This window comes from Intestinirhabdus alba (assembly GCF_009711095.1).
In the GTDB taxonomy this organism is placed as follows: domain Bacteria; phylum Pseudomonadota; class Gammaproteobacteria; order Enterobacterales; family Enterobacteriaceae; genus Intestinirhabdus; species Intestinirhabdus alba.
In genome coordinates this window covers 1-25,948 of the sequence record NZ_WMJZ01000014.1, presented here as the reverse complement: position 1 = coordinate 25,948, position 25,948 = coordinate 1, and the positions used below count along the sequence as shown (strand labels likewise).

Sequence of the window (25,948 nt, the reverse complement as noted above, 5' to 3'; positions counted from 1 at the left end):
ACGCGGCCACGCGATAGCCAGTAGGGATGCGCCGGATAATTTTATTGCCGCCGCATCCGGGGCTAAAAACCGGAAGTAAGATAGCATTACCCCTCCGCAGATTAATAAAAGCCCAGATTAATAAACGAGCTGAATATTATTTTCCTTACAGAAGGTTATCCATTTAAGGTCGGGCGCTTTATTGGTAATAATGTAATTAATGTGACTGAAATCAACCAGCTGGACAAATGCCTTACGATCAAATTTCGAGTGATCGACCAGCAGTGCCACCTCCGTCGCCTGCCCAATCATCGTTTTTTTAATCTCCGCCTCCGCTTCATTTGAATCCAGCGCTCCGGTCTCCCGGTCCAGCCCTTTACAGCTCATCACCATAATATCTACGTGATAGCGACCGACAATTTCCTGGGTAATGCGCCCCTGCAGCGAAAGCGTATTTTTATTTAATTCGCCGCCGGTCGACACCACCTTAATCTCCGATTGTGACAGCTCATGAATGGCCTCCGCTGAATTAGTCAACAGCGTCAGGTCGCTGCGATCTTTTAAAAGCTTTAACAGTTCCATGACCGTACTGCTGGAATCCGTCGACATGGTGGTTTTATTTTTTATCAGCGGCAGAGCCTTCCGGGCAATGCTCTGCTTCTCTTCATAAAAAGATCTGGCGCGCTTATAAAAATGAATGTTGTCAGATAGGGTTATATTATTGAGTACCGCTCCGCCGTAGGTGCGCGTCAGAAAACCTTCATCTTCCAGCTTTTCAAGATCGCGACGAATAGTCTCTTCCGTCACCTGAAAAATGGCGCTCAGATTAGCAACCGTTACTTTCTTGTCGCTGGCCACCATTTGCCTGATTGCCTGAATTCTGTCTTTTGCCGCCACGATTTACACCTCTGTTTCCTTCAACGTTATAATGTGGCCAAAGTATGCCACAGCGCCTGTTTATTTACAAAAATCCTGCATGAATCACAGATTTATTCTGCCTTTCACAGAGAAACAGAGGTGCCATTTCATTATTCGTTCTCTAACGCTTCCGCCATCCGCCGCATCGCTAAGGCATCCTCATCGCTCAGAGGAATAGCCAGCGCCTGCACGTTTTCCCGCACCTGCTCCGGCGCGGTCGCGCCGCTGAGGATCGAAATCAGATCGCTCTGCTTTAAGATCCACGCCAGCGCCAGCGTCGGGATGGAACAGGCGTACTTCTCGCACAGCGGCCGCCACTGCTCCAGCATCTCAATGACCCGCAGCATGTTCTGCCGCTGGAACCAGCGCTTATTGGCCTGCGCGCCGCCCGGCACGTAGTCGCGGGTTATGGTGCCGGTGAGCAGCCCCTGCTCCAGGGGCGAGAAGACCTGCACCACGATGTTGTGCTCGCGGCAAAGCGGCAGCAGCTCCGTTTCCAGCGCCCGGTCCAGGATGCTGTATTTGGCCTGAATAATATGCAGATCGCCGTGCTTCAGATACTCCTGAATATGGCCGGTGTCGACGTTGGCCGCCCCGATGGCGCGGATTTTGCCCTCCTTCTTCAGCTCGTTAAGCACGCCCATGGTTTCGGCTATCGGCGTAAAGAACGGCTCGACGGACTGCCAGTGGGTCATGTAGATATCAATGCAGTCGATATCCAGCCGCTTCAGGCTGGCGTCCACCTCTTCACGGATGGATTCGGGCGTCAGGTTCTTATACAGCTGACGATCGCCCACCTTATTGAACAGGCTGCCCTTCCGCTCCCAGACGATGCCGCACTTAGTCTCCACGACAACCTCGTTTCGCGGTAACCGCTTCAGCGCCTGGCCTACGATGGATTCGCTGTTGCCGAAGTTATAGCCCGGCGCGGTATCAATCAGATTAATGCCGCAGCGGTGCGCTTCGACGATGGTGTCAAGGCAGACCTGCAGCTCAAGATCGCCATTCCAGGCCGGCCCCCCGCCGATGGCCCAGGTGCCCAGCCCCATCCGGGAGAGCGTAATATCCGTGTTGCCTAAAGGTATCATTTTCATCTGGTGCGTTATCCTTCGTATTCATCCAGCAGTTGTTCTACGAGCTTTCTGTTTTTCACGCCGGTGGTGGCCCCCACGCTGAGTACCGATATGGCGGCGGTGGCGTTGGCAAACAGCGCGCAGTCGCGCAGGCCCTTTCCCTCAAGCAGCGCCGCGATAAACCCCGAGGCAAAGTTGTCCCCCGCGCCGATGGTATCAATGGCGGTTATTCCCGGCACGGCGGGCACCGTCATCGAGACGCCAGCGCCTTTAATAAAGCAGCCTTGCCGCCCGGTCTTAATGACCACCGTTTTTACCCCGCACTCCAGAAAGCTGTCGGCAATCTCATCCAGCGTCGCCTTCCCGGTGAGGGTTTTCGCCTCGTCAAAATTGGGGAACAGATAATCCACATAGCCCAGCGCTTCGCGGATATCCGCCAGCGTCTCATTCAGCCGCGGCTTAATCATGTCAGCGCAGATGGTTAAGCGGTGCGCTCTGGCATGGCGGAAGATCTCCACCAGGGCGCGGCCGTCCAGCAGCGGGCTGTTAAAAATGCTCGCCAGCGATAGCAGCTTCGCCCGGGGAAAACGGCTCATGTCGACGTCGTTAATATTCAGCTTCCACAGGCTGCCGTTGCGGTTGGTGACGAACGTACGCTCGCCGTCAGCGGTCACCAGCCCGACGTTGATTGAGGTATCGATATCAGCATCCTGTTTCAGGCTCTGGATATCGATATTCTCTTTACGGCAGTGATCGACAATAAATTGTCCCGCCGCGTCCTGGCCGACCCGGCTCATTAACGCCGTGCGATGGCCGAGGCGCGAAATAATGGTGGCTTCATTAATGGCGTCGCCCCCCGTTGTCATCGCAATGCGCTCTAACGGATAAGAATCAACGTCAAAAATATTTTTACTCACCGGCTGCAGGGGGATATCGACTATCGCCGTACCCAGGCAGATAACCTCTGTTTCATCCATATTGTCATTCCGCTTTGCCGTCAGAACCAAACAGTCTGATTTTCTCCAGCGCCCGCGCTTTTACCGCCTGGCGAACCTCGCGCTCTAAGTGCAGGAACGGCTGAGCCTGGTTCTCCTGTACCGCCACCATCGCCGCCTGGCACAGCTCGGTGTGAATATTAATCTTCGCGATGCCGAGCGAAATAGCCTGCCTGATATCGGCATCGCTGATGCCGGAGGCACCGTGCAGCACCAGCGGCACCGATACCGCGCTGCGCACCCGCTCCACCACCTCAAAGTTAAGCTGCGGTTCAGAGGTATAAACGCCGTGCTGATTGCCGATCGCCACCGCCAGCGAGTCGCAGCCGGTACGCTCGACAAACTCCGCCGCCTGGCTCGGATCGGTGTAGTGATAGCCCGCCAGCGCCTCTTCATAGACGGTTTCATTGCCGACGTGCCCCAGCTCCGCCTCGATCGGAATGCCCAGCGGGTGGAAGAAATCGACCGCCTCTTTCGTCAGGCGGATGTTCTCTTCGAAATCGAAGGCGGAGGCGTCGCGCATCAGTGAATTCATGCCGTGCGTCCAGGCGTTATGAATAATTTCCATGCTGCGCCCATGATCCCAGTGGGTAATCACCGGTACGGAGGCCTGCTTCGCCATTGAGACCATCATATGAGAGAAGTCCTCAAATGAGGTATTTCCCACAAAGCCGGTGCCGAATGAAATAATCACCGGCGACTTTGACTCCTCCGCCGCGTCAATAACCCCCATCAGCATTTCCGCATTCCAGACGTTAAAGTGGGCGATTGCATAATGTTTACGGGTCGCGTCGTTTTCCCAATATCTGATATCTGCCAGCATACTACTCTCCCTTAGTGGTTAATTTTGATAACACCTTTAATGATTTCACTCTTGTTGTTGACCGACTCATCGAATGCTCTCTGTACATCCTGATAGTCATAAATATGCGTAACCATCGATTTCACATCGAAGCGGCCTGAGGCGATGGCCTCAATGGTGACGGGATAGCGATTGGCGTAGCGGAAGACGGTCTGGATGGAAACCTCGCGGTTAATTTTGAGGAAATTAATCGCCGAGTCGCCGGGTACGGTGCCGACAATCATGATTTTTCCACCGCGCATCACCAGATAAGGTGCCTGCCTGACGGTAATGGCGGAACCGGCCGTTTCAAACACGATGTCGGCTCCCATCTCATCCGACAGCTGCTGGCAGCGGGCGATGGTATCCTCCTTCGCCCCGTTGATGACGGTCATCGCCCCCAGCCGCTGCGCCATCTCCAGCCGTTTTTCCAGCACGTCCACCACCGTGATATCGGTTGCGCCCAGGCAGCGGCACGCCTGCAGGGTCATCAGCCCGATGCAGCCCGCCCCCAGAATGACGATCTTCTTGCCGGGCTTCACCTGCGCCAGCATGGCGGCATGCATCCCCACCGCCGCCGGCTCCACCAGCGCGCCCTCCATGGTGTCCATGTTGTCCGGCAGCCGGTAGGTAAAGCTCTCCGGGTGGCACAGGTATTGGGTCAGAGCGCCGCGATAGTTCGGCTGGGTGGCCATAAAATCGACGTCCGGGCAGATGTTATATTTGCCCTCCAGGCAGTATCGGCAGTGGCCACAGGGGACGCCCGGCTCGATAGCGACGCGATCCCCCGGCCTGAATTTGCGCACGCTGCGGCCGACGGCCACCACCGTACCGGCGCACTCGTGGCCAAGGCCAATCTCCTGATTAGGATCTTTGGGCGGAATAAAGGGGCCGGATTCAAAACCATGGACGTCTGAACCACAGATACCGATATATTCCACCTTCAGCAAAACCTCATTATCTTTCGGCACCGGGACATCGGCCGTAATAATTTTCATCGTACCCGGCGTTTTTAATATCGCTTTTGAATTGTTCATAGTTATTCCCGTTCTGATTATTTATGAGGCGCGACGTCAATCGCTAAACTTTCAACCGAGACGCCTTTGGTTTCTATACCAATCGTGGCGATGGCGACGGCGACAAGAATTGCCACGCCGCCGAGCAGCGCAAACACGCCCGTTACGCCGTAGCCGTCGAGCAGTACCGCCACCGCGTAGGGTGCGGCAATACCGCTGATTCGCCCGACGGCGTTCGCCAGCCCGGAGCCGCGCAGTTTTGCTTCTGTCGGCCAGATTTCTGGCACATATACCGCTGAGGCATAGCAGACGTACATATAAACGAAGGTGATCAGGAAGAAACCAATAAGCGTGATTAATAACATGCTGGTTTGCAGCGAATAAATATAGCCGAGGGCGGCAATCAGTATTAACAGCCCGACGCCCATGGTTTTGCGTGGAATTTTATCCATGATCAGCATGGCGATAAAAATTCCGAACGGCGCGCCAAACATGCTCATGGTATTTAAGACGATAGAGTCTTTCAGATTAATTCCCTGGGTCATAAAGATGGTGGGCAGCCAGTTAATTAAGGTGTACTGCACCACGTTCATGGCAATCAGCACGCAGGAGCCTAAGATAACGCGCTTCAGCAGGACGCCGGTGAGCAGCGCCGAGTACGGCACCGGTCGCGGCGGCTTATCGTCATTGCCCATCGCCACCGGCGGCAGCGGTTTCCCCGTTTGCCGGACAACGCCCTCCTCAATCGCCCGCATAATCTGCTCCGCCTCCTGATAGCGCCCGCGCGCCTCCAGCCAGCGGGGAGATTCCGGAAACCAGCGCCAGGCGAACGCGGTGGCAATCAGCGACAGTACGGCCGGGATAAGCAGCTGCACGCGCCAGTTCCACTCCATGGCGATAAGCGGCGTCAGCCCCATCGCAATCAGGGAACAGAGCGGATATGACCAGTTGCCGATAAACGAGACCCGGCTGGACCAGGTGCCGCGGTTTCTGCCGGGCATATACTCCGTAAAGCCGGCGAACAGCGTGACCAGCAGCGCCCCCAGCCCCACGCCCATCACAAAGCGGCAGGCGATCAGGAAATCCATATTTGGCGAAAACGCCCCGGCCACCATCGCGGCAATATGGATGGCTTCATACAGCAGAAAGGCATTTCGACGCCCGGTTTTATCGCCGATAATGCCGCCGACCAGCGCGCCGAGAAACATCCCCGCCGTGGTAATGGCGGAAAAGGTAGCGGTGGTGGAATTATCGGTCCAGCCCAACGCTTTTAGCTGGGCGAGGATCAGGCCACCAACGGCGTTGCTCCAGCAGACCAGCAGGCCAAAGGCGACCATCGCAAATAGAGAGGTGTGCCAACGACAGTCCGGCAGCCGGTCAAGCCTGGCACCGCAGTGCGGTTTTGCTATCTGTTCCATACGATAACATCCCTTTAGTGAAGGTTTTTATTCAGCAAAGTCGTAGGTCATGATCACCTTAATGGCGCTCTTATCGACCATGGCGTCAAAGCCTTCTCGCCACCGGGAAAGGCCGATCCGGTGGGTGATCATCGGTTTCACTTTGATTGCGCCGCTGGCAAGCAGGCGTATGGCGTTGCGCCAGGAGGTGGAGTCGTAGGCCATATGGCCAATGATGCTTTTGTTCCACGCGGTGATGTCGTTAATGGAGAAATCAAGAGGCTTAAAGCCCATGCCAACGCGCACCACTTCGCCGTTCGGGCGCAGCATTTCTATAGCCTGCTTAAGGGCGATATTGGCACCGGAGCATTCGATCACCAGCCCCAGATTATCCCGGCCGCAGATCTGCTGGCAGCGCGCCACCACGTCCTCCGTCGAGCCGTTCACCACCGCCGTCGCGCCCAGCTCTCTGGCGACAGGGAAGCGAACCGGGACGTCTTCGTCCAGCCCCACCATCACGATGTTTACCGCCCCCATAATGCGCGCCATCTGTACCGAGAACAGCCCCAGCGGACCGGTGCCAAACACCACTACGTCCTGGCCGGGCAGGAAGCTGGACTGCTGAGCGATAGACTTATAGGCGTTGCAGATCGGGTCCAGCACCGCGGCCTCTTCGTAATCGACGCCCTCCGGTATCTCCCACAGGGCATGGCGGTGAATTCTGAGGATCTCGCCGGGTACCAGGCAGTACCGGGAAAAACCACCGCCCCAGGTATTGTTGTCGAGTCCGAGATTGACTTTTTCTGTACAACACAGAAAATCGCCCTGTTCACAGGCCGGGCAGACGCCGCATACGTGTCCGCTGTTGTCGGAAACCACCCGCTGCCCCACCTTCCAGTCCTTCACCTTCTCCCCGACCCGGGCTATCCGCCCGGCGAACTCATGGCCGCGAATGGAGTTAAATTGATCGGAACCGCTGTCAACGTTGTAATGCTTCATATCCGCGCCGCAGATAGCCGCCGCCTTAATTTCTATAATCACGTCTTCCGGGCCGCATACCGGCTCCGGAACGTCGATCATTTTGTAGCCACCAAAGGCCTTACCAAATCTTGCCAGTGCTTTCATTGCGTCTTCCTTTGTGTTGAGTTTGGTCTTAATGAGCGCCATCTTTGGCCATAAAATCTTTATGGTCAACACAGAAATCTTTAAAAAGCAGACTTTATCTGTATTTCACAACATCGATCACAAATAAGAAAGGCGGCGTGTCGCCGGAGAGGGAGAAAGCGATTGCCGCTTCGTGACGAGGGAGCGCTGGCGGGCAGTGGACGCAGGAGTAGCAAACGGGCAGGACATGAGGATTATTCGCGAAGCGCCCCCGGGGATCGGACTTACGGGCGTTCCAGACACAAAGCGATTTATGCGGGCACCGCCCCAGGATCAGAACGGTGGGTAAAACAGCCCTGCGGGGCTGTCTCCGGGGCGCGGGGGACGTCAACGGCGGAGTGGTCAGGCACCCGGCAGCGTTAAGCGCCAGTGCTTACCCGGCCTGCCGCTCCGTGGCCGGGCTGGCGTCGGGCCTTACTGCACTTTTAACACGGCAATCGGCTCCGGCTTAATGCCGAAGTCCGCCTTCAGCTGCTGCTTGCTTTTCATTACCATCTCTCCCCGGGTGTCGATGGTCATATGCTGGGCGTCGACGTTATGCCGCGCCTGCCACAGCATTATCAACTGCAGGCTGTTCTCTTTTTGCTCCGCCGTCAGCGCCACGCCGTCCGGCCATTTACCCAGCTCCACGGCCGTAGAGAGACGCTGGTAGACCTCCGGCGTCATGCTGTCGATTATCTGCTCAAGATTCATACTCTATCCGCTCCTGTGGAATAATTGGCTGAATCGTTTTTTCAACCCCGGATTTGTTGACCATTTTCATCATCGGTAAAGCTTAACGAGGCGGAGTTGACGCAATAGCGTTCGCCCGTGGGCTGTGGGCCATCCGGAAAGACGTGGCCCAGGTGCGCACCGCAGCTGCCGCAGAGGATCTCAATGCGCTCCATACCGTGCGAGAAGTCCTTAACGTAGCGGATTGACGCCTCGCTGACCGGCTCAAAGAAGCTGGGCCAGCCGCAGCCGGATTCGTATTTTGCGGCCGAATGAAACAGCGGCGCATCGCAGACCAGGCAGTGATATACGCCCTCCCGTTTGTTGTGGAGCAGACGCCCGGTAAACGGCGGCTCGGTGCCGTGATTCTGCGTCACGTAAAACTGCATTTCGGAGAGGCTATGCTTCAGTTCATCAGTGCCAGGTTGTTTTGCCATTTTCTTACATCTCGCTTTTAAAACACTCACATTGCGTGACCAATACTAACAAAACATTAACATTGCGGCGCACACTTTTGTTCTAAACTTGATTCTTGCGAAATGGCTGCGCGCTAAACGTGACAAATATCGCATTTTTATCGCCGTTGCCCTTTAAAATTCGCAGCACGCCCCCACGTGGCTTCTTGCCAACTGGAAAAGTGAGGCGAGTCAGTCGTACAAAGCGTAGACAGTGGATTGATTTGTCGCAATGATTGACACGATTCCGCTTGACGCTGCGTAAGGTTTTTGTAATTTTACAGGCAACCTTTTATTCACTAACAAATAGCTGGTGGAATATATGACTATCAAAGTAGGTATCAACGGTTTTGGCCGTATCGGTCGCATTGTTTTCCGTGCTGCTCAGAAACGTTCTGACATCGAAATCGTTGCAATCAACGACCTGTTAGACGCTGAATACATGGCTTACATGCTGAAATATGACTCCACTCACGGTCGTTTTGACGGCACCGTTGAAGTGAAAGACGGTCATCTGATCGTTAACGGTAAAAAAATCCGTGTTACCGCTGAGCGCGATCCGGCTAACCTGAAGTGGAACGAAGTGGGCGTTGACGTGGTTGCTGAAGCCACCGGCATCTTCCTGACCGACGAAACCGCCCGTAAACACATCACCGCTGGCGCGAAAAAAGTCGTGCTGACCGGCCCGTCCAAAGATAACACCCCGATGTTTGTTAAAGGCGCTAACTTTGACAAATATGCCGGCCAGGACATCGTTTCCAACGCCTCCTGCACCACCAACTGCCTGGCACCGCTGGCTAAAGTCATCAACGATAACTTCGGTATCGTTGAAGGTCTGATGACCACCGTTCACGCAACCACCGCCACCCAGAAAACCGTTGACGGCCCGTCTCACAAAGACTGGCGCGGCGGCCGCGGCGCATCCCAGAATATCATCCCGTCCTCTACCGGTGCCGCTAAGGCCGTAGGTAAAGTGCTGCCTGAGCTGAACGGCAAGCTGACCGGCATGGCGTTCCGCGTGCCGACTCCGAACGTATCCGTTGTTGACCTGACCGTTCGTCTGGAAAAAGCGGCGTCTTATGAAGAAATTAAGAAAGCCATCAAGGCCGCTTCCGAAGGCGAGATGAAGGGCGTGCTTGGCTACACCGAAGATGACGTGGTTTCCACCGACTTCAACGGCGAAGTGTGCACTTCCGTATTCGATGCCAAAGCAGGCATCGCGCTGAACGACAACTTCGTTAAGCTGGTCTCCTGGTACGACAACGAAACCGGCTACTCAAACAAAGTTCTGGATCTGATCGCCCACATCTCCAAATAAGATGAGATGAAGCAGGCAGCGATAAGAGCGACTCCGGTCGCTCTTTTTTTATCCGTAGTTAAAGGATGGCATCATGATTAATAAAATTTTTGCCCTGCCGGTCGTTGAGCAAATCACCCCGGTACTTTCCCGCCGTCGCCTCGACGAGCTGGAGGTGATCGTTGTCGATCATCCGCAGGTCAAAGCCTCGTTTGCCCTGCAGGGCGCGCACCTGCTCTCCTGGAAGCCCGCGGGCGAGGAGGAGGTTCTGTGGCTCAGCGATAACACCCCGTTTAAAACCGGCGTGGCGCTGCGCGGCGGGGTGCCTATCTGCTGGCCGTGGTTCGGCCCGGCGGCGCAGCCCGACCTGCCCTCGCACGGCTTTGCCCGCAACCTGCCCTGGACACTGAAGGCGCACAACGAAGATGAGAACGGCGCGATATTGACCTTCGAACTGCAGAGCAGCGAGGCCTCCCGCCGCTACTGGCCGCACGACTTTACCCTGCTGGCTCGTTTCAAAGTGGGTAAAACCTGCGAGATGGAGCTGGAAGCCCACGGCGAATTCACCACCACCTCCGCGCTGCACACCTACTTTAACGTTGGTGACATTGCCGCCGTTCAGGTCAGCGGCCTTGGCGATCGCTTTATTGATAAAGTGAATGACGCTAAAGAAGATGCGCTGACGGACGGCGTACAGACCTTCCCGGACCGCACTGACCGCGTCTACCTGAATCCGGAAGCCTGCAGCGTGATCCACGACGCGGCGCTGAAGCGCGCTATCGACGTGATTCACCACCACCACCTGAACGTGGTGGCCTGGAACCCCGGCCCGGCGCTGTCGGTAAGCATGAGCGATATGCCGGACGACGGTTATAAAACCTTTGTCTGCGTTGAGTCGGCCTGGGCGACCACGCCGCAGAAGAGCAGCGAAGAGAAGCCGTTCCGCCTGGCGCAGACCCTTCGCGTCGCCCGCCGTTAAGCCAGCGCCCCTCTTCCGCCGCGGCTGAGAGGGGAACCGGCTCAGACCATATCCAGCGCCGTTTTCCCTGGCGGCGCTGGATACGCCGCCTCCAGCCTCGCTATCTCTTCCGCTGAAAGCCTGATGTCCAGCGCCGCCGCGTTCTGCCGGACGTGCTCCACGCTCGCCGCCTTCGGTATCGCCATGACGCCCCGATGGCTAATCACCCACGCCAGTAAAATCTGCGCGGCGGTGGCCCGGTGCCCGAGGGCAATCTCATTGATCGTCGGGTGATGCAGCAGGCCGTCGCGCAGGCGTCCTGCCTGAGCCAGCGGGCTGTAGGCCATCACCGGCATCCCCTGCTGCTGGCACCACGGCAGCAGATCGTACTCGATGCCGCGCGAGCCCAGGTGATAGAGCACCTGGTTGGTGGCGCACTGACGCCCGCCCGCCACCTGCCACAGCGCCTGCATATCATCGTAATCGAGATTCGATACGCCCCAGCGGCGAATTTTCCCCTGGGTGATAAGCGTTTCCATCGCCGCGACAGTTTCTTCATACCCATAGCTGCCCGACCAGTGCAGCAGATAGAGGTCCAGGCGGTCGGTGTTTAGCCGACGCAGGCTGCCTTCGCAGGCCGCGATAGCCTTTTCACCTCCGGCGTTCCACGGATACACCTTGGAGACCAGAAAGACCTTGTCGCGTATGCCGTTCAGCGCCTCCCCCACCACCTTCTCCGCCGCGCCGTCGGCGTACATCTCGGCGGTATCAATCAGCGTCAGTCCCCGCTCGACGCCCGCCCGCAGCGCGGCGACCTCCTCCCGGCGGCGGTCGGCGCTTTCACCCATATACCAGGTTCCCTGGCCGATGGCGGGAAGGGGCACCTGCCCGGAAAATATAATCTGTTTCTCTGTCATTATCTCCTCCTGTGCTATCCCGCCACCGTAATGCAACACAGGGCGTCAGCGCCCTGTTTTAATGCCCGGATTATGTTGTTATACCCTAAATAATTCGAGTTGTATGAAGGCGGCAAGCAAGCGACAAATTCGTCAGGAACGAATTTGCCCGACCGCAGGTCGCCTTCGGTGAGGGACAAGGATGTCCCTCACTCATCCTCGGGAGCATAGCAAACTATGTGACCGGGGTGAGTGACAAATCTGTCGGGAGCAGATTTGAACGCCGCGCAGCGGCGGCCCGTCAGGGCGAGTCTCATGGATGAGACGAGTAACCCGTAGCCAACGCACATGCAGCTTGAAGTATGACGGGTATAAAATGCCCAATCAGAACTTATAAGTGATCCCGGTCGAGATCAGGCCGCTCCAGGACTTATCCACCATCGGGCTATCGGTAATTTCATCCGACAGGCGGGTGTAGCGCGCCGTGCCGTACAGGCTCCAGTCGCCGAGGAAATTGTAGCTGGCGCTCAGCTCCAGATACGGGTTCCAGCCGTCGTCAGGGCTGTAGCCGCGCAGACCGCTGCGCGCCGCCTCTTTTCGCGATACGCCGTAATAGTATTCGTTCTGGTTTTCACTGTTCCACTCCACCCCGATGCCCGGCGTTACCGTCAGGCCGCCGTGGGTGTAACGATACAGCCAGGCCAGATCCCAGACGATGCCGTTACTGTTATCCAGCGTATCCCCCGAAATGGCGGTGCGCAGAAAGCCGTACTGCGTATTATGCACGTAGGAAAGCCCGACCATCATGGTGCTCTTACGCTTGTCGAGACGGCGCAGCTGGCGATCGTCGCTGTCGCCCGGCTTGAAGTACATCGGCGACCAGTAGGCGGTGACCGACAGCTTATCGGCGGTGTCGTTCCACAAATAGTAGCCGCCGCCCAGGCCGCGGAACCAGAAGTTATCCCCTTCATAGCCGATCACCGGAACCGGATAAACGTCAGCGTCGTAGTCTTTATAAGGGCGCTCAACCACGCCAACGCCCGCGCCCAGCGTCAGGCCACCGTCAGCGTGCGCAGCGCCAGCCGCCGTTGCGAGCAGCACGCCAAGGGTCAGAAGTTTGAGTTTGGTCACAATCCATCATTCCTTATTCAATATTCGGCGACAAAAGTGTAACTGCCGTCAGGCTTTTACCCAACAATTTTGCTTAATCATTCCGTCGGAATGGCCTGAATCTTAACGCAGGCGTTCGGGCGGCGGTGAGCGTTTTTATCGTCGACTGCCGTAAAAATCGGGCGGCGGCCCGCCCCGTCGGGGGAAGAGGAAAAAACAGGTGCGGCGGAAGGCATATTTGCCCGGAGAGAGGCGGGATTGCCGGCGCTGCCGGCAATCCCCAGGGGGTTACTCGCTTTCTACGGCGACGGGCTTAGCGGCAGGAGTTTCCTGCGGCGGCTGCCATACGCTCTCTTTCACCTCTGGCGCTGGCGCGACGTAGAGGTTATGTTCAGCATGGTATTCTTTGCCATATCCCTCTTCATCCCAGATTTTAATGGCATATTTCTTCCACTCCTGGGCCAGTGCGTCAAGCTCGTCCGCAAAACGGAAATAGCTGTCGGAACCATCGTGCTGGGGCTGCGCATGATGCGCGGTAATATGCTCGCGGAACTTCGCCGGGTTATCAATAATCGGACAGGGCTGCATTAAATTATCATTAAACGGGATCTGCCGCTTATAGCCTTCAAAGAAGGGACTTTTGAGGATATCGAGGATCCGTTTCTCACGCACGTTGTCGGTGGCGTATTGCTGGAATACGCAAGGCTCGACCCCGCCCTTGGCGTTAATGTGGAGATAGTTCGCCCCGCCGGACATACAGCCGTTGACCAGGAAACCGTGGTTCCAGAAGTCCGCCAGGAAGCCCAGGCGGCCGGACTTGCGTAAAGCCTCAAGGAAGTGGAAACGCTCATAGCGCTGTTTGGCGTTGGGCACCAGCGCCATCGTCGCGTCGCGGCCAATCGGCATGTACTGGAAGACCCAGGCATATTTGACGCCGAGCGTGTCAATTAAGAAGTCCCAGAACTCATTGCCGCAGATCTGCTCATGGTTTTTCGCGGTGGCCATGATCGAGGTGCCGCGCATTACACCGAAACGATTCAGCCGTTCATAGGCGGCGAGAATTTTTTCCCAGGTCCCGGTGCCGCGACGCCAGTCGGTCATCTCCTCAAAGCCTTCCACCGAGATGGTTACCGCGACATTGCCAAGCTCGGCCAGCTTTTTCACCCGGCTTTCGGTCAGCATCGTACCGTTAGTGAAAACCATAAAGTAGCAGTCGTCAAAATGTTCGAACAGCTTCATCAGCGGCTTGTAAACAAAGGGTTCGCCGCCCGTGAAGGTGAAAAAGCGAACGCCCAGGTCATAAAACTGCTGAATGAGGTCAAACATCTCCTCTTCGGTGTAGTGGTAGCGGTTACCGTACAGGGCAGAGTAGCATCCCTTACACTCAAGGTTGCATTCATAGGTGGGGGAAATTAAAACCAGAAACGGAATATGGGTGCCGTACTTTTCCCCTGCCCGATCCCGCAGCTCAGCGCCGGAAACCACATGGTTAAAGATCAGGTTGGAGATGAGTTTCTTTCTGGCCGTCGGGTTCAGATTGCGCAGGATATCAATCCAGCCGCTGACCATCGGATCGCGTTGTTTACACATATCCGCCAGCTGGAGCAGCTCGCTTTTGCTGTCTTTCGTTACCCGCGCCCCTAAGCGAAATATTTTCTCCAGGCCCGCCTCGTCAACATGGTTGAGAATGGTGTTTAAGGCTATCGGTAATGCCTTTCTTGTTAACGCGTTTAATTTCATAGTATTACCCAAAAGTAGTCCTCATACACGATGGTGCCTCATCCGTTAACGCCGCGCGTCAGCCGATGAGAAATAACACGGCGCACCATTTGTATGATAAATTCCCCGTTAACTACAGCGTCGCATCCGGCGCCCTTGATAATGCGATAACCACTCTATCCTTATGGATATCGTTAGCGTTAGATCCGAATCGGCAAAACTGTTTTGCATTAATCCTGCCCCGCAGGAAGTCCGCCAGGCAGTTGATGTCCCGTCATGTCCTATAAACCGTCAGGAAACCGCGCCCGTTATGAATTTTTTCGCTGCTATTACTACCTTTGTTAGCGCTGCGGAGCTGAAGAGCTTCAGCGCTGCGGCAAAAGAGCTGAATATTGAAACCTCGACGGTCTCGCGCCATGTCGCTCTGCTGGAGGCTGATTTACGGGTAGCGCTGTTTAATCGCAGCACCCGCGGGCTGTCTCTGACCGAAGCCGGAAAGCTGTTTTACTCCCGCGCGACGCAGCTGCTGGCACAGTGGGAAGAGACCCGCAGCCTCACCTCGGCGCTGAACAAACGGCCCGCCGGCCTGCTGCGGCTCAGCGCGCCGCGCGCCTTTGGCCGCAGGCATATCATGCCCTTCGTTGAAGCGTTTCTGCAGCAGAATCCCGATATCTCCCTGGACATCTCCTTTTGCGATGAGCAGGTGGATTTAATTGAGTCCCGGCAGGATCTGCGCATCCATATCGGACCGCTGCCGGATTCGACGATGCATGCCCGCCAGCTGGCCCCGCAATATCGCTATGCCTGCGCCACGCCGGCCTGGGCAGAACGGCACCGGGAGACCCTCAAGGGTGACCCCGCGGCGGCTAATCCCGATATCCTGATGTTTTCCCGCCTGCACGGCAACGGCTGGTATGCCCGTACTGCGGGAACGGACGAAGAGTGGCAGCGCTATCCGGCCTCGTTTCGTATCAGCAGTAACGATGAAGATGCGCTTCACGAGGCCTGTCTGCAGGGGGCGGGAATAGCGATACTCCCCGACTGGCTCATTGCCGATGACCTGCGAACGCAGCGCCTGCAGCGGGTGCTGCCGGAGCGGGAATTCAGCCTGCACCGCGCCGAATCCGCCGTCTGGTTTGTCTATCCGCGGAAAAAAATCGTCGCCAGCAAGGTTCGCTCTTTTATTGATTTTTACGTCGATCGGCTTGGCACGCCGCCCTGGTGGCAGCGTTGAATCAGCCGGCACCGGGCGGGCGCGGCTTTTCGCGACGGCGTTTTCCGGAAGCGGCAGCGTCCGGGGTCATAATCACGGCCCGCAAATATTTACTGAGCGCGTTTACGGGCAAATGTCAGCATTTTTACCGCATAAAAAGTCGACAATCTAAACAAAACCCCAAATCTTTAAAATTCAACAGGATTATCCTCCAAAAACCGCCGTTATACGCGGGCAACGGCCTCGGTGCTTCCCTTCGCAAAACTTGATCAAAACTGGATACACGCTCATAACAAATAGAGCGGTCCAGGGTTTTATCCCGTTGGTTTGCGACGCTAAAAGTGGAAAAAGCCGCACGCTTTTGAAATGTTCCCCCGATTACAACAGGACGGCATACCATGAATATATTCGATCACTATCGCCAGCGTTATGAAGCGGCCAAGGACGAAGAGTTCACGCTGCAGGAATTTCTTACCACATGTCGGCAAGATCGCAGCGCCTATGCCAACGCGGCCGAGCGGCTGCTGATGGCTATCGGTGAGCCGGTCATGGTCGATACCGCCCAGGAGCCGCGGCTGTCCCGTCTCTTCTCGAACCGGGTCATCGCCCGTTATCCGGCCTTTGAGGAGTTTTACGGCATGGAAGAGGCGATTGAACAGATTGTCTCCTACCTGAAACATGCGGCGCAGGGGCTGGAGGAGAAGAAGCAGATCCTCTATCTGCTGGGGCCGGTGGGAGGCGGTAAGTCGTCGCTGGCCGAGCGCCTGAAGTCGTTAATGCAGCGCGTGCCGATCTACATTCTCAGCGCCAACGGCGAGCGCAGCCCGGTCAACGACCATCCGCTGTGCCTGTTTAATCCGCAGGAGGATGCCCAGATCCTCGAAAAAGAGTACGGCATTCCGCGCCGCTATCTGGGCACCATTATGTCGCCCTGGGCGGCGAAGCGGCTGCACGAGTTCGGCGGCGACATTAGCAAGTTTCGGGTGGTTAAAGTCTGGCCGTCCATTCTGGAACAGATCGCCATCGCCAAAACGGAGCCGGGAGATGAGAACAACCAGGATATCTCCGCACTGGTCGGCAAGGTGGATATCCGCAAGCTCGAAAACCACGCCCAGAACGATCCGGACGCCTACGGCTACTCCGGGGCGCTGTGCCGCGCCAACCAGGGGATTATGGAGTTCGTGGAGATGTTTAAAGCCCCCATCAAGGTGCTGCATCCTCTGCTGACCGCCACCCAGGAGGGCAACTACAACGGCACGGAGGGGATCTCCGCCCTGCCGTTCAACGGCATTATTCTCGCCCACTCTAACGAATCGGAGTGGGTGACCTTCCGCAATAACAAGAACAACGAAGCTTTCCTCGACCGCGTTTACATCGTGAAGGTGCCCTACTGCCTGCGCATCTCCGAGGAGATCAAAATTTACGAGAAGCTGCTCAACCACAGCGAGCTGGCCCACGCGCCCTGCGCGCCGGGCACCCTGGAGACGCTGTCGCGCTTCTCTATTCTGTCGCGGCTGAAGGAGCCTGAAAATTCAAGCATTTACTCCAAAATGCGCGTTTACGACGGCGAGACCCTGAAGGATACCGACCCGAAGGCGAAGTCCTGGCAGGAGTACCGCGATTACGCCGGGGTTGACGAGGGAATGAACGGGCTGTCAACGCGCTTCGCATTTAAAATTCTCTCCAGGGTGTTTAACTTCGACCATACCGAGGTGGCGGCCAACCCGGTGCATCTGTTCTATGTGCTGGAGCAGCAGATCGAGCGCGAGCAGTTCCCCCAGGAGCAGACGGAGCGCTATCTCGAATTCCTGAAGGGCTATCTGATCCCAAAATACGCCGAGTTTATCGGCAAAGAGATCCAGACCGCCTATCTTGAATCCTATTCGGAATATGGACAGAACATTTTCGATCGTTATGTCACCTATGCCGACTTCTGGATCCAGGATCAGGAGTATCGCGACCCGGACACCGGCCAGCTGTTTGACCGCGAGTCACTTAACGCCGAGCTGGAGAAGATCGAAAAACCGGCGGGGATCAGCAATCCGAAGGATTTCCGCAACGAGATCGTCAACTTCGTGCTGCGCGCCCGGGCCAACAACAGCGGCCGCAATCCAAACTGGACCAGCTACGAAAAGCTGCGCACGGTGATCGAGAAGAAAATGTTCTCCAATACCGAAGAGCTGCTGCCGGTCATTTCGTTTAACGCCAAAACCTCCACCGATGAGCAGAAAAAGCACGATGACTTTGTCGATCGGATGATGGAGAAAGGCTATACCCGTAAGCAGGTGCGTTTACTGTGCGAATGGTATCTGCGCGTACGTAAATCATCTTAACCACCCTTGCCCGGCGGCGGATCGCCGGGCCGATACCTAAACCGCCGGTCGCATCCGGCCGGCGACATCTGCGATCAGTTGGCAGTACGGGGGGCATATGACCTGGTTTATTGACCGGCGTCTTAACGGCAAAAACAAAAGCATGGTGAATCGCCAGCGCTTCCTGCGTCGTTACAAAGCGCAAATTAAGCAGTCGATTTCCGAAGCCATCAACAGGCGCTCGGTGACCGACGTGGAGAGCGGCGAGTCCGTCTCCATTCCCGTGGAGGATATCAGCGAACCGATGTTCCATCAGGGGCGCGGCGGGCTGCGCCATCGCGTTCATCCGGGCAACGACCACTTCGTGCAGAACGATCGCATTGAGCGCCCTCAGGGCGGCGGCGGAGGCGGTTCGGGAAGCGGCCAGGGCGAGGCCAGCCAGGACGGCGAAGGGGAAGACGGCTTTGTCTTTCAAATCTCCAAAGATGAATACCTGGATCTGCTGTTTGAAGATCTGGCCCTGCCTAACCTGCAGCAGAACCAGCAGCGCCAGCTGACCGAGTATAAAACCCACCGGGCGGGATACACCTCCAACGGCGTACCGGCGAACATCAGCGTGGTGCGTTCGCTGCAAAACTCGCTGGCGCGCCGCACGGCGATGACCGCCGGTAAACGGCGGGAGCTGCGGGCGCTGGAGGATAATCTGGATCTTATCAGCAGAAGCGAGCCGGCACAGCTGCTGGAGGAGGAGCGCCTGCGCAGGGCGATCGCCGAGCTGCGGGCAAAAATCGAGCGCGTGCCGTTTATTGACACCTTTGATTTACGCTACAAGAACTATGAAAAACGTCCGGACCCCTCCAGCCAGGCGGTGATGTTCTGCCTGATGGACGTTTCCGGCTCGATGGATCAGCCCACCAAAGATATGGCCAAACGTTTTTATATTCTGCTGTATCTGTTCCTGAGCCGGACCTATAAGAACGTGGAGGTGGTCTATATTCGCCATCACACCCAGGCGAAAGAGGTGGACGAACAGGAGTTTTTCTATTCACAGGAGACCGGGGGCACCATTGTCTCCAGCGCCCTGAAGCTGATGGACGAGGTGGTTAAAGCGCGCTACAACCCGGCGCAGTGGAATATCTATGCCGCCCAGGCGTCGGACGGCGACAACTGGGCCGACGACTCGCCGCTGTGTCATGAGATCCTGGCGAAGAAGCTGCTGCCGGTGGTGCGCTATTACAGCTATATCGAGATCACCCGCCGGGCGCACCAGACCCTGTGGCGTGAATATGAACATCTGCAGCACAACTTTGAGAATTTTGCCATGCAGCATATTCGCGATCGGGAAGATATTTATCCGGTATTCCGCGAACTGTTCCACAGGCAGGGAGCCGCCAACGGTAAGTAGCCCCGCCCCGGTCGGAGCCTCTTCCGGCCGGTTTTTTACCTTTCCCCGCGCCATCCGCGCCGCGCTTTGCGTATTACGGTTCCTCCTGCCGTTCGTGCTACTCTTTTGCGGTCTTTTTTATCGTAGTTCAGGAGTCCATTTATGAGCGATGTAATAACAGAAAACACCACCCATCAGCGCTTAATCACCCTGCTGACCCGCGAAGGTGCCCGTTACCGTGCGATCGACCATGAGGCGGTCGGCAAATGCGAAGCGGTATCGGCAATCCGCGGCACGGCGCTGGGCCAGGGTGCCAAGGCGCTGGTGTGTAAAGTGAAGGGCAACGGCGTTAACCAGCACGTGCTGGCGATCCTCGCCGCCGACCTGCAGGCCGATCTCTCGCTGCTGGCGACCCGTCTCGGCGGCCTGCGCGCCTCGCTGGCCAGCCCGGTCGAGGTGGACTCCCTGACCGGCTGCGTCTTCGGCGCGATTCCACCGTTCAGCTTTCATCCGCAGCTGAAGCTGGTGGCCGATCCGCAGTTGTTTGACCGCTTTGATGAAATCGCCTTTAACGCCGGCGTGCTGGAACAGTCGATCGTTCTGGCTACCGAAGACTATCTGCGCATCGCCCGGCCAGAGCTGATTGCCTTCGCCCGCCCGCGCTAAGGGTCGGGCGGCGGCTGCTCCCCCGAACCCGCATCCTGATGGCAATTGAATAACCGCACACGCTGCGCGTAAAACGACGGTTATGCGCCCGCCTGAAAAAAAGTTTTCTGGTTAAAAAATCCTGCTCGCCCGTGCGTTTGAGCGTAGAGTAAGCGGGCTTATTTTTTCTTTGGCAAGGAAATCATGATGTTTGATGTGACTCTGCTTATCCTGCTGGGGCTGGCAGCCCTGGGCTTTATCAGTCATAACACCACCGTCGCCGTTTCAATTCTGGTGCTGATTATCGTCCGGGTTACCCCGCTGAGCACCTTCTTTCCGTGGATTGAGAAACAGGGGCTGACCGTCGGGATTATTATCCTGACCATCGGCGTCATGGCACCGATCGCCAGCGGCACCCTTCCGCCCTCCACGCTGCTTCACTCCTTCGCCAACTGGAAATCGCTGGTGGCGATCGCCGTTGGGGTATTTGTCTCCTGGCTGGGCGGGCGCGGAGTGACGCTGATGGGCAGCCAGCCGCAGCTGGTGGCCGGGCTGCTGGTGGGAACGGTGCTGGGCGTGGCGCTGTTTCGCGGCGTGCCGGTCGGCCCGCTGATTGCCGCCGGGCTGGTCTCGCTGATCGTCGGCAAGCAATAATTCAGGGAACGGCGATGGAAAGGGTTACCGATTCAGCTTCACCGCACCGCGGGCAAAATAAAATTCTGGTCAGCGCCTGCCTGATGGGGTATCAGGTTCGCTATAACGGCAGCGAAAAAGCGCAGCTCGCCACCGCCCTTGCCCGCTGGCAGCGCGAGCGCCGCCTGGTTATCTTCTGCCCCGAACTGGCCGCCGGGCTGCCGACGCCGCGTCCGCCAGCGGAAATTGTTGCCGCAGACGGCGATAAGGTGCTGCAGGCGCGAGGGCAAATCATTGAGATTACCGGACGGAACGTGACGGCGCACTATCAGCTCGGAGCCTGGCTTGCCCTGCGCGCCGCCCGGGAAAATGGCTGTATCGCGGCGCTGTTAACCGACGGCAGCCCCACCTGCGGCAGCCGGTTTATTTATAACGGCAGCTTCAGCGGACAACGACGCAGCGGTGCCGGCGTCGCCGCCGCGCTGCTGCGTCAGCACGGTATTGCCGTGTTTGCCGACCAGCAGATCGCTGAACTAACCGCCTGGATGGAGCAGAGAGATGAAAATTCAATGTAAGCGGGTTTACGATCCGGCGGAAAGCGGCGACGGCTACCGCGTTCTGGTCGACAGGCTGTGGCCGCGCGGCGTTAAAAAAGCCGATCTGGCGCTTGACGAATGGAACAAAACTCTGGCTCCGTCGACCGATCTGCGCAAAAGCTTTCACGCTGAGGCGCTTGATTTTTGCCATTTCGGCGAGGAGTACCGCGCGGAGCTGGCCCGGCAGCGGCAGGAGGGAGAGCGGCTGGCGGATATTGCCCGTCGGGAGGGTCTGACGCTGCTCTACGCGGCGAAAGACCGTGAGCAAAACCACGCGCTGGTGCTGGCGGAGTGGCTGCGCGGGCTGTGACCCCCGCGCTTCGAACAGCTTCAGGTATCCTTGTAAACCCAGGCCAGGCTGACGCCGAGCCCGCTTTCACTTCAGCAGAGCGGAGTAAAAGGCCCTGCCAGACTACCCGCCGATCGCGTTTACTTTGTCGGACGCGGATGATCCCGGTGCCAGAGCGCCCACTCTTCAATCACCTCGCCGTCCGGAAGCCGGCAGTCCGAACGCACGCCCTGCGGGCCCTGAACCGGCACCAGCGTGCCGCCCTTTTGCTGGCAATAGACCGACGCCGGGTTGGGCATGCCGATTTGCGGCGGCTTCGGTGCGTCAGGTTGCGACGTTGATGAACAGGCGGCCAGCAGCAGTGCGCCGGACAGCGCAATAAACTTCACTTTCATGGGAACTTCCTTTCACGGTTAACTTTCTACAGGGTAATCCGTCAGCGGCTTCACCACCAACTTTTCTTTCCCGGCCGCGCTCCTCTTTCGCCTTGCAGTCAGCCCTGCTATTCTTCCCCGCTTCGCAGCGCGCAGGCAGGACGTTATAGCTTTCCGCGCCCTCTTCTTTACGGCCATGATATTTCTGGCCTGATTTTTATCGGCGGCAGCGCCGCTTCCGGAGCGTAATAGTGAAAAAGACAACCCTTCTCATGATTGGCGTAGCGATCGTGGCGATGCTGGGAACCTGGCTGGGCTGGTGGTAACGGCGACAGCCGGTAAAATCCGCCAATCGGCGGGTTAGCCATCACGAAGAATGCATTACCCGCCACCGTTTCAGGTGAACCGTAGCCTCTCCGGGGGCTTATGCAATGAGTCCTATGACGAAGAGTTCGCCCAGAAACTACCGGGCCACACATCTGAAAACGTCTCTCGATGAGCGCGATGAAGAGGCCTGGATAATGCGTTTTTTCGTAAAAAAAATGTTAACACCTGTTTAGTTGTGGTATAAGGAAAAAGTCTGAGTACGGAAATTTGTGAGAATTTCGACGGATAAAGATTAACGTTTTGATCTAAAAAATAAATAAAAAAAGATTGAATACGATTCCTGTTATCGCCCACATAAGAAAATACATATAAATTTCAATCACTTACCAGCAAATCTCATCAAAAAATAACCCAAAAAGCAGCCCAATAAAAACCTAAAAAATCAAACACATATCATTTTTGCGGGTCAATTCGGAAAAATTTCGGACGCCGCAAGCGTCAGCAAGCCAACGCTCTCCCCCTGCGTCTGTTAAGGTTTCCGCCCTGCCCCCAGCTCAGAGTGGTTGCTCATCCTCATGCCTTACCTCCGCGGGGTCCACTTAATTTAGTGGTGAGGGTAATGCGTTAGCACGGTCGGAATCCTGACTTTATGGGCTTAAAGCACTGACCGGAAAGACGAACGAGACACGGAAATGAAGCCCTCTTCCATTTGGCAGGCGGCTTAACGCAACTCATTCCAGAGGTTACACAGACAGCAAAGTTTGTTGTGTTGATAGATTTAACTTATAATCCCATTCTAAATCTGTATACATTTTATAATGTGCGTGGCCTTTTATGAATGAAAGAAATTTAAATATCGATGCTTTGCGGATACTGGCATGTGTTTTTGTTATTGGAATACATGCAACTTATAATTTTAATCCTCATGGCCTGATGGATTTCAATAATTACGCAGGGCTTTTATTGCACTCGATATTCAGGGCCGGTTTGCCGATATTTTTTATAATAAGTGGATATTATTTATTAAATTCAAAAATAAAGTCAATTAAGAAATTCTATCTTAAGCGAATTGTTAATATAATTATCCCATTCTTAATTTACTCTTTCCTCCACTTTCTCATAATGAATAGAGACTCAACATTCAGCTTAAATATATACAGCGACTACTTTTTAAAAATAGTGAATGGGTCGCTTTCAGTACATTTCTGGTTTGTGTATGTAATAATTGGAATATACATATTTACCCCAGCACTCTCATATATCATGAATGACAGTAGTGATCGCACGTTAAATATTGCTTTTATTACAATACTGGTGTCGTATTTAGTCAATGTGTACTATAATAACTCAAGCTTTTTAAGTGTACAGCCTTTTGAACTTCCATATATAAACAACTGGTATCTTTATTTTTTTTATTGGGGGATTCATCGGGCGTAAGAGATTTAAAATGCGAAAGTGTACGGCCCTGTCACTGATACTTTTTGGCTACATTTTAACAATTATATCAATTTATAAAGATCCGGAATATGGATTTTTGAAGCCTTTTGATGGTGGAATTAACATGATTGTACTGTCCACTGCGATCTTTCTGTTATTTGCACGCACTGATATTAAATTAAATGGATGGCATAATATAATACCGCGAGTTGCCTCTCATACCTACGGGGTGTATTTAATACACATGGCAATACTCAACATAATATACATTTACTTCATTACAAGCAATATTGTATACAATTCCATAATGATGATATGCCTAGGCTTTATTATATCGTTACTAATAACTTACATAATAGATACTATGATAATTAATAGAATAACAATGCTAACTGGCGCATCAAAAGTTAAAGCAGTGCCAGTTAGCAAAAAATCAATAGTCGATTAGTTGGTTAACTTTTACTACACCCCCGCTCCCTTTTGATACTGAGGTAACGAGGGTTATCATCAATGCAGGAAGTAGCACTGTACTATTCTCAACATATGCCAGATCTGTTATTGTTGTTGTGTCAGTAATGGATATAGCAGTCACTGTCATATTCCCGCCTTTTGAAATGATGGGCCTATGTCCGCTTACCGGAGACGTTAAATTCATATTAGAGATATTGATTGAGGCAGTTAGATTTGAACTGAAACTTCTTATTACTGGAAATGTAGAGACATTAACGCTGAGGCTCATGATTACACTTGAGTCTGTTTTATCCAAAATTACAACTGCATTTTCTGAAGAGCTACTTTCTGTTACATTATTTATAACAAAGTCAAGATTCAATGTTCCGCCAGGCCTCCCAGCAAAAGCAACACCAAAATCGCTAATCAACCCTAGCAATAAGTTTCTGGCTGATCCGCTTATGACGTCCGCAGCCCCCCCACCAACTCCAAAACTGATAACTCTATTTGTCACAATTGATAATGACGATTCTGCCCGGCCATCAACAACAACGCCGCCAATATTTACCATGTTATTAAGAGTTCCAAAAGCAATGCTATTATTCATGCAAAGTTTAGATTCAACTCCAAATATTGATACTGTATTTTTAGTTGTTTGAGAAACCATTTGCGGCCAGTCAGGCATATAATTACCAAATTTGAATAACACTTCGTTAGGGTTGTTCAAAGTAGCCCCAGTAGTGAACGTTACGCCTGTTATCCGCCATGCGATGTGTCGTTGGTGTATAGGCGGGCGCGTATTCAGAATAACCCCCCCCCACCGAAAATCCATGAGCGGCAACGGGGAAAGCTTGCACTAAAGGGATGAACACACACGACCACACACAAACTTATTGCGTAGTGTGTATTCGTGTGTATAATAAAACTCAGGTTGGGAGGAAAAATGAAATCGTCTGACCTGATAAAGGAATTGACTGCTGCCGGATGTGAACTCAAAAGGCATAACGGAGGAAGCCATCAGATATGGTGGTCACCGATAACCGGAAAAACTTTTCCGGTTCCGCATCCCAAAAAGGACTTACCTCTCGGCACTGTCAAATCCATCAAAAAAATGGCGGGGATATAATCCCCGCCCTCTCGGAGGTTGATATGTTCTTCTCAGTGGGCGTCGAGACGCCAAAAGATGAAAACACCGCCTACGGTATGATCGTTCCTGCGTTTTCGGCTTACGATTACGGATGTTTCTCCGCTGCTGATACCCAGGACCAGATTGCACCTATGGTGAAAGAGGCAATCCTGATGGTTGTAGAGGATCTGGTTCAAAACAACAACGTGTCTGTTGAAGACATAAAGGATGCTGGCTATCTGGTTTACTCAGTTAATCCTGAATATAAGGACTTCGACAGCTGGGTTATGGTCGATGTTGATTTATCAGAATTCGAAGGTAAGCCGCAACGTATCAACGTTTCTCTGCCTGATACGCTGATTAAGCGCATCGATAATGCAGTTAAATCAAGCGGCGCTTACCGTGACCGTAGCCACTTCATCGCTGAAGCTGCACGTCACGAACTCAAGCAATAAGCCATACACAGATCGACGATATGACAGGGGTACTGTGCCTGAGCACTCGCGAATACCCCTGTCGTATCGCCGTATAACAAAAAAAACCGCAAGGGCGCTGAGGGATCCCCACCAACTCAGCGCTAATAAACCAGCATCATACTTCGGTAGGCTCTGGCGAGGTGGTTAAGAACGGTGC

The 25,948-nt window shown here is 54.8% G+C and carries 25 protein-coding genes and 1 pseudogene; 12 read left to right on the top strand and 14 right to left on the bottom strand.

Going from position 1 to position 25,948, the window contains the following annotated elements; all coding sequences use genetic code 11:
- Nucleotides 1–117: 117 nt before the first annotated feature.
- The 9 genes from GJV78_RS11380 to msrB form a co-directional block, all read right to left on the bottom strand.
- The gene (locus GJV78_RS11380) at nucleotides 118–876 is read right to left on the bottom strand and encodes a DeoR/GlpR family DNA-binding transcription regulator (protein ID WP_167519520.1); all 759 of its coding nucleotides are present in this window, start codon (nucleotides 874–876) and stop codon (nucleotides 118–120) included.
- A 131-nt stretch (nucleotides 877–1,007) separates the two neighbouring features.
- Complete coding sequence (gene ydjG / locus GJV78_RS11375; protein WP_155108464.1) at nucleotides 1,008–1,991, bottom strand: NADH-dependent methylglyoxal reductase; 984 nt, start codon at nucleotides 1,989–1,991, stop codon at nucleotides 1,008–1,010.
- An 8-nt stretch (nucleotides 1,992–1,999) separates the two neighbouring features.
- Complete coding sequence (locus GJV78_RS11370) at nucleotides 2,000–2,947, bottom strand: carbohydrate kinase family protein (RefSeq protein ID WP_155108463.1); 948 nt, start codon at nucleotides 2,945–2,947, stop codon at nucleotides 2,000–2,002.
- A gap of 4 nt (nucleotides 2,948–2,951) precedes the next feature.
- On the bottom strand, nucleotides 2,952–3,788 hold the full coding sequence (locus tag GJV78_RS11365; RefSeq protein ID WP_155108462.1) for a ketose-bisphosphate aldolase: 837 nt from the start codon (nucleotides 3,786–3,788) through the stop codon (nucleotides 2,952–2,954).
- An 11-nt stretch (nucleotides 3,789–3,799) separates the two neighbouring features.
- Nucleotides 3,800–4,843: an NAD(P)-dependent alcohol dehydrogenase gene (locus tag GJV78_RS11360; protein WP_155108461.1), complete on the bottom strand. Its 1,044-nt coding sequence runs from the start codon at nucleotides 4,841–4,843 to the stop codon at nucleotides 3,800–3,802.
- Between the two features lie 17 nt (nucleotides 4,844–4,860).
- Nucleotides 4,861–6,240, bottom strand: a complete 1,380-nt coding sequence (locus GJV78_RS11355) for an MFS transporter (RefSeq protein WP_155108460.1) — start codon at nucleotides 6,238–6,240, stop codon at nucleotides 4,861–4,863.
- A 27-nt stretch (nucleotides 6,241–6,267) separates the two neighbouring features.
- Nucleotides 6,268–7,344 (bottom strand): zinc-binding dehydrogenase, encoded by a 1,077-nt coding sequence (locus GJV78_RS11350; protein WP_155108459.1) that lies wholly within the window; start codon nucleotides 7,342–7,344, stop codon nucleotides 6,268–6,270.
- Nucleotides 7,345–7,797: 453 nt separating this feature from the next.
- Complete coding sequence (locus tag GJV78_RS11345) at nucleotides 7,798–8,076, bottom strand: YeaC family protein (RefSeq protein WP_155108458.1); 279 nt, start codon at nucleotides 8,074–8,076, stop codon at nucleotides 7,798–7,800.
- A 41-nt stretch (nucleotides 8,077–8,117) separates the two neighbouring features.
- Nucleotides 8,118–8,531 carry a peptide-methionine (R)-S-oxide reductase MsrB gene (msrB, locus tag GJV78_RS11340; protein WP_155108457.1) on the bottom strand — a complete coding sequence of 138 codons (414 nt, stop codon included), beginning with the start codon at nucleotides 8,529–8,531 and terminating at the stop codon, nucleotides 8,118–8,120.
- A gap of 340 nt (nucleotides 8,532–8,871) precedes the next feature.
- Between msrB and gapA the strand changes: the two genes are divergently transcribed.
- Nucleotides 8,872–9,867 (top strand): glyceraldehyde-3-phosphate dehydrogenase, encoded by a 996-nt coding sequence (gapA, locus tag GJV78_RS11335; protein WP_155108456.1) that lies wholly within the window; start codon nucleotides 8,872–8,874, stop codon nucleotides 9,865–9,867.
- Nucleotides 9,868–9,940: 73 nt separating this feature from the next.
- Nucleotides 9,941–10,825: a D-hexose-6-phosphate mutarotase gene (locus GJV78_RS11330; protein WP_155108455.1), complete on the top strand. Its 885-nt coding sequence runs from the start codon at nucleotides 9,941–9,943 to the stop codon at nucleotides 10,823–10,825.
- Nucleotides 10,826–10,866: 41 nt separating this feature from the next.
- Here GJV78_RS11330 and GJV78_RS11325 read toward each other — a convergent pair whose 3' ends face one another.
- From GJV78_RS11325 to GJV78_RS11315, 3 genes are all read right to left on the bottom strand, one after another.
- A complete protein-coding gene (locus GJV78_RS11325; RefSeq protein ID WP_155108454.1) occupies nucleotides 10,867–11,721 on the bottom strand; it encodes an aldo/keto reductase in 855 nt (284 codons plus the stop codon).
- Between the two features lie 363 nt (nucleotides 11,722–12,084).
- On the bottom strand, nucleotides 12,085–12,831 hold the full coding sequence (locus tag GJV78_RS11320) for a MipA/OmpV family protein (RefSeq protein ID WP_167519519.1): 747 nt from the start codon (nucleotides 12,829–12,831) through the stop codon (nucleotides 12,085–12,087).
- Nucleotides 12,832–13,098: 267 nt separating this feature from the next.
- Nucleotides 13,099–14,550, bottom strand: a complete 1,452-nt coding sequence (locus GJV78_RS11315) for a radical SAM protein (protein ID WP_155108453.1) — start codon at nucleotides 14,548–14,550, stop codon at nucleotides 13,099–13,101.
- A 289-nt stretch (nucleotides 14,551–14,839) separates the two neighbouring features.
- Between GJV78_RS11315 and GJV78_RS11310 the strand changes: the two genes are divergently transcribed.
- From GJV78_RS11310 to GJV78_RS11280, 7 genes are all read left to right on the top strand, one after another.
- Nucleotides 14,840–15,763, top strand: a complete 924-nt coding sequence (locus GJV78_RS11310) for a LysR family transcriptional regulator (RefSeq protein ID WP_155108452.1) — start codon at nucleotides 14,840–14,842, stop codon at nucleotides 15,761–15,763.
- A gap of 377 nt (nucleotides 15,764–16,140) precedes the next feature.
- Nucleotides 16,141–18,075 (top strand): protein kinase YeaG, encoded by a 1,935-nt coding sequence (gene yeaG / locus GJV78_RS11305; RefSeq protein ID WP_155108451.1) that lies wholly within the window; start codon nucleotides 16,141–16,143, stop codon nucleotides 18,073–18,075.
- A gap of 97 nt (nucleotides 18,076–18,172) precedes the next feature.
- Nucleotides 18,173–19,459 carry a YeaH/YhbH family protein gene (locus tag GJV78_RS11300; RefSeq protein ID WP_155108450.1) on the top strand — a complete coding sequence of 429 codons (1,287 nt, stop codon included), beginning with the start codon at nucleotides 18,173–18,175 and terminating at the stop codon, nucleotides 19,457–19,459.
- Nucleotides 19,460–19,600: 141 nt separating this feature from the next.
- A complete protein-coding gene (locus tag GJV78_RS11295; protein ID WP_155108449.1) occupies nucleotides 19,601–20,104 on the top strand; it encodes a YbaK/prolyl-tRNA synthetase associated domain-containing protein in 504 nt (167 codons plus the stop codon).
- 186 nt (nucleotides 20,105–20,290) lie between these two features.
- The gene (locus GJV78_RS11290) at nucleotides 20,291–20,737 is read left to right on the top strand and encodes a DUF441 domain-containing protein (RefSeq protein ID WP_155108542.1); all 447 of its coding nucleotides are present in this window, start codon (nucleotides 20,291–20,293) and stop codon (nucleotides 20,735–20,737) included.
- A gap of 14 nt (nucleotides 20,738–20,751) precedes the next feature.
- Nucleotides 20,752–21,291, top strand: a complete 540-nt coding sequence (locus GJV78_RS11285) for a DUF523 domain-containing protein (RefSeq protein WP_155108448.1) — start codon at nucleotides 20,752–20,754, stop codon at nucleotides 21,289–21,291.
- Nucleotides 21,275–21,622 (top strand): DUF488 domain-containing protein, encoded by a 348-nt coding sequence (locus GJV78_RS11280; RefSeq protein ID WP_155108447.1) that lies wholly within the window; start codon nucleotides 21,275–21,277, stop codon nucleotides 21,620–21,622. Before GJV78_RS11285 ends, GJV78_RS11280 begins: the two co-directional genes overlap by 17 nt.
- Nucleotides 21,623–21,741: 119 nt before the next feature.
- Here GJV78_RS11280 and GJV78_RS11275 read toward each other — a convergent pair whose 3' ends face one another.
- Nucleotides 21,742–21,996 (bottom strand): putative hemolysin, encoded by a 255-nt coding sequence (locus GJV78_RS11275; protein WP_155108446.1) that lies wholly within the window; start codon nucleotides 21,994–21,996, stop codon nucleotides 21,742–21,744.
- Between the two features lie 1,140 nt (nucleotides 21,997–23,136).
- On the opposite strand from GJV78_RS11275, the pseudogene GJV78_RS24135 reads away from it, so the two are divergent.
- Nucleotides 23,137–24,187, top strand: a pseudogene (locus GJV78_RS24135) (acyltransferase).
- Here GJV78_RS24135 and GJV78_RS11260 read toward each other — a convergent pair.
- Entirely contained in the window at nucleotides 24,173–24,916 is a 744-nt protein-coding gene (locus GJV78_RS11260) for a hypothetical protein (protein ID WP_155108444.1), read from the bottom strand. The pseudogene GJV78_RS24135 and the gene GJV78_RS11260 sit on opposite strands and share 15 nt — an antisense overlap.
- Nucleotides 24,917–25,132: 216 nt before the next feature.
- Between GJV78_RS11260 and GJV78_RS11255 the strand changes: the two genes are divergently transcribed.
- Nucleotides 25,133–25,315 carry a type II toxin-antitoxin system HicA family toxin gene (locus tag GJV78_RS11255; RefSeq protein WP_155108443.1) on the top strand — a complete coding sequence of 61 codons (183 nt, stop codon included), beginning with the start codon at nucleotides 25,133–25,135 and terminating at the stop codon, nucleotides 25,313–25,315.
- A 23-nt stretch (nucleotides 25,316–25,338) separates the two neighbouring features.
- Nucleotides 25,339–25,770, top strand: a complete 432-nt coding sequence (locus GJV78_RS11250; protein ID WP_155108442.1) for a type II toxin-antitoxin system HicB family antitoxin — start codon at nucleotides 25,339–25,341, stop codon at nucleotides 25,768–25,770.
- Nucleotides 25,771–25,948 lie beyond the last annotated feature (178 nt).

Coding starts and splice junctions, on each gene's coding strand:
- ydjG (WP_155108464.1), bottom strand. CDS start 1,991: ATGAAAATGATACCTTTAGGCAACACGGATATTACGCTCTCCCGGATG.
- GJV78_RS11370 (WP_155108463.1), bottom strand. CDS start 2,947: ATGGATGAAACAGAGGTTATCTGCCTGGGTACGGCGATAGTCGATATC.
- GJV78_RS11365 (WP_155108462.1), bottom strand. CDS start 3,788: ATGCTGGCAGATATCAGATATTGGGAAAACGACGCGACCCGTAAACAT.
- GJV78_RS11360 (WP_155108461.1), bottom strand. CDS start 4,843: ATGAACAATTCAAAAGCGATATTAAAAACGCCGGGTACGATGAAAATT.
- GJV78_RS11355 (WP_155108460.1), bottom strand. CDS start 6,240: ATGGAACAGATAGCAAAACCGCACTGCGGTGCCAGGCTTGACCGGCTG.
- GJV78_RS11350 (WP_155108459.1), bottom strand. CDS start 7,344: ATGAAAGCACTGGCAAGATTTGGTAAGGCCTTTGGTGGCTACAAAATG.
- GJV78_RS11345 (WP_155108458.1), bottom strand. CDS start 8,076: ATGAATCTTGAGCAGATAATCGACAGCATGACGCCGGAGGTCTACCAG.
- msrB (WP_155108457.1), bottom strand. CDS start 8,531: ATGGCAAAACAACCTGGCACTGATGAACTGAAGCATAGCCTCTCCGAA.
- gapA (WP_155108456.1), top strand. CDS start 8,872: ATGACTATCAAAGTAGGTATCAACGGTTTTGGCCGTATCGGTCGCATT.
- GJV78_RS11330 (WP_155108455.1), top strand. CDS start 9,941: ATGATTAATAAAATTTTTGCCCTGCCGGTCGTTGAGCAAATCACCCCG.
- GJV78_RS11325 (WP_155108454.1), bottom strand. CDS start 11,721: ATGACAGAGAAACAGATTATATTTTCCGGGCAGGTGCCCCTTCCCGCC.
- GJV78_RS11315 (WP_155108453.1), bottom strand. CDS start 14,550: ATGAAATTAAACGCGTTAACAAGAAAGGCATTACCGATAGCCTTAAAC.
- GJV78_RS11310 (WP_155108452.1), top strand. CDS start 14,840: ATGAATTTTTTCGCTGCTATTACTACCTTTGTTAGCGCTGCGGAGCTG.
- yeaG (WP_155108451.1), top strand. CDS start 16,141: ATGAATATATTCGATCACTATCGCCAGCGTTATGAAGCGGCCAAGGAC.
- GJV78_RS11300 (WP_155108450.1), top strand. CDS start 18,173: ATGACCTGGTTTATTGACCGGCGTCTTAACGGCAAAAACAAAAGCATG.
- GJV78_RS11295 (WP_155108449.1), top strand. CDS start 19,601: ATGAGCGATGTAATAACAGAAAACACCACCCATCAGCGCTTAATCACC.
- GJV78_RS11290 (WP_155108542.1), top strand. CDS start 20,291: ATGTTTGATGTGACTCTGCTTATCCTGCTGGGGCTGGCAGCCCTGGGC.
- GJV78_RS11285 (WP_155108448.1), top strand. CDS start 20,752: ATGGAAAGGGTTACCGATTCAGCTTCACCGCACCGCGGGCAAAATAAA.
- GJV78_RS11280 (WP_155108447.1), top strand. CDS start 21,275: ATGAAAATTCAATGTAAGCGGGTTTACGATCCGGCGGAAAGCGGCGAC.
- GJV78_RS11275 (WP_155108446.1), bottom strand. CDS start 21,996: ATGAAAGTGAAGTTTATTGCGCTGTCCGGCGCACTGCTGCTGGCCGCC.
- GJV78_RS11255 (WP_155108443.1), top strand. CDS start 25,133: ATGAAATCGTCTGACCTGATAAAGGAATTGACTGCTGCCGGATGTGAA.
- GJV78_RS11250 (WP_155108442.1), top strand. CDS start 25,339: ATGTTCTTCTCAGTGGGCGTCGAGACGCCAAAAGATGAAAACACCGCC.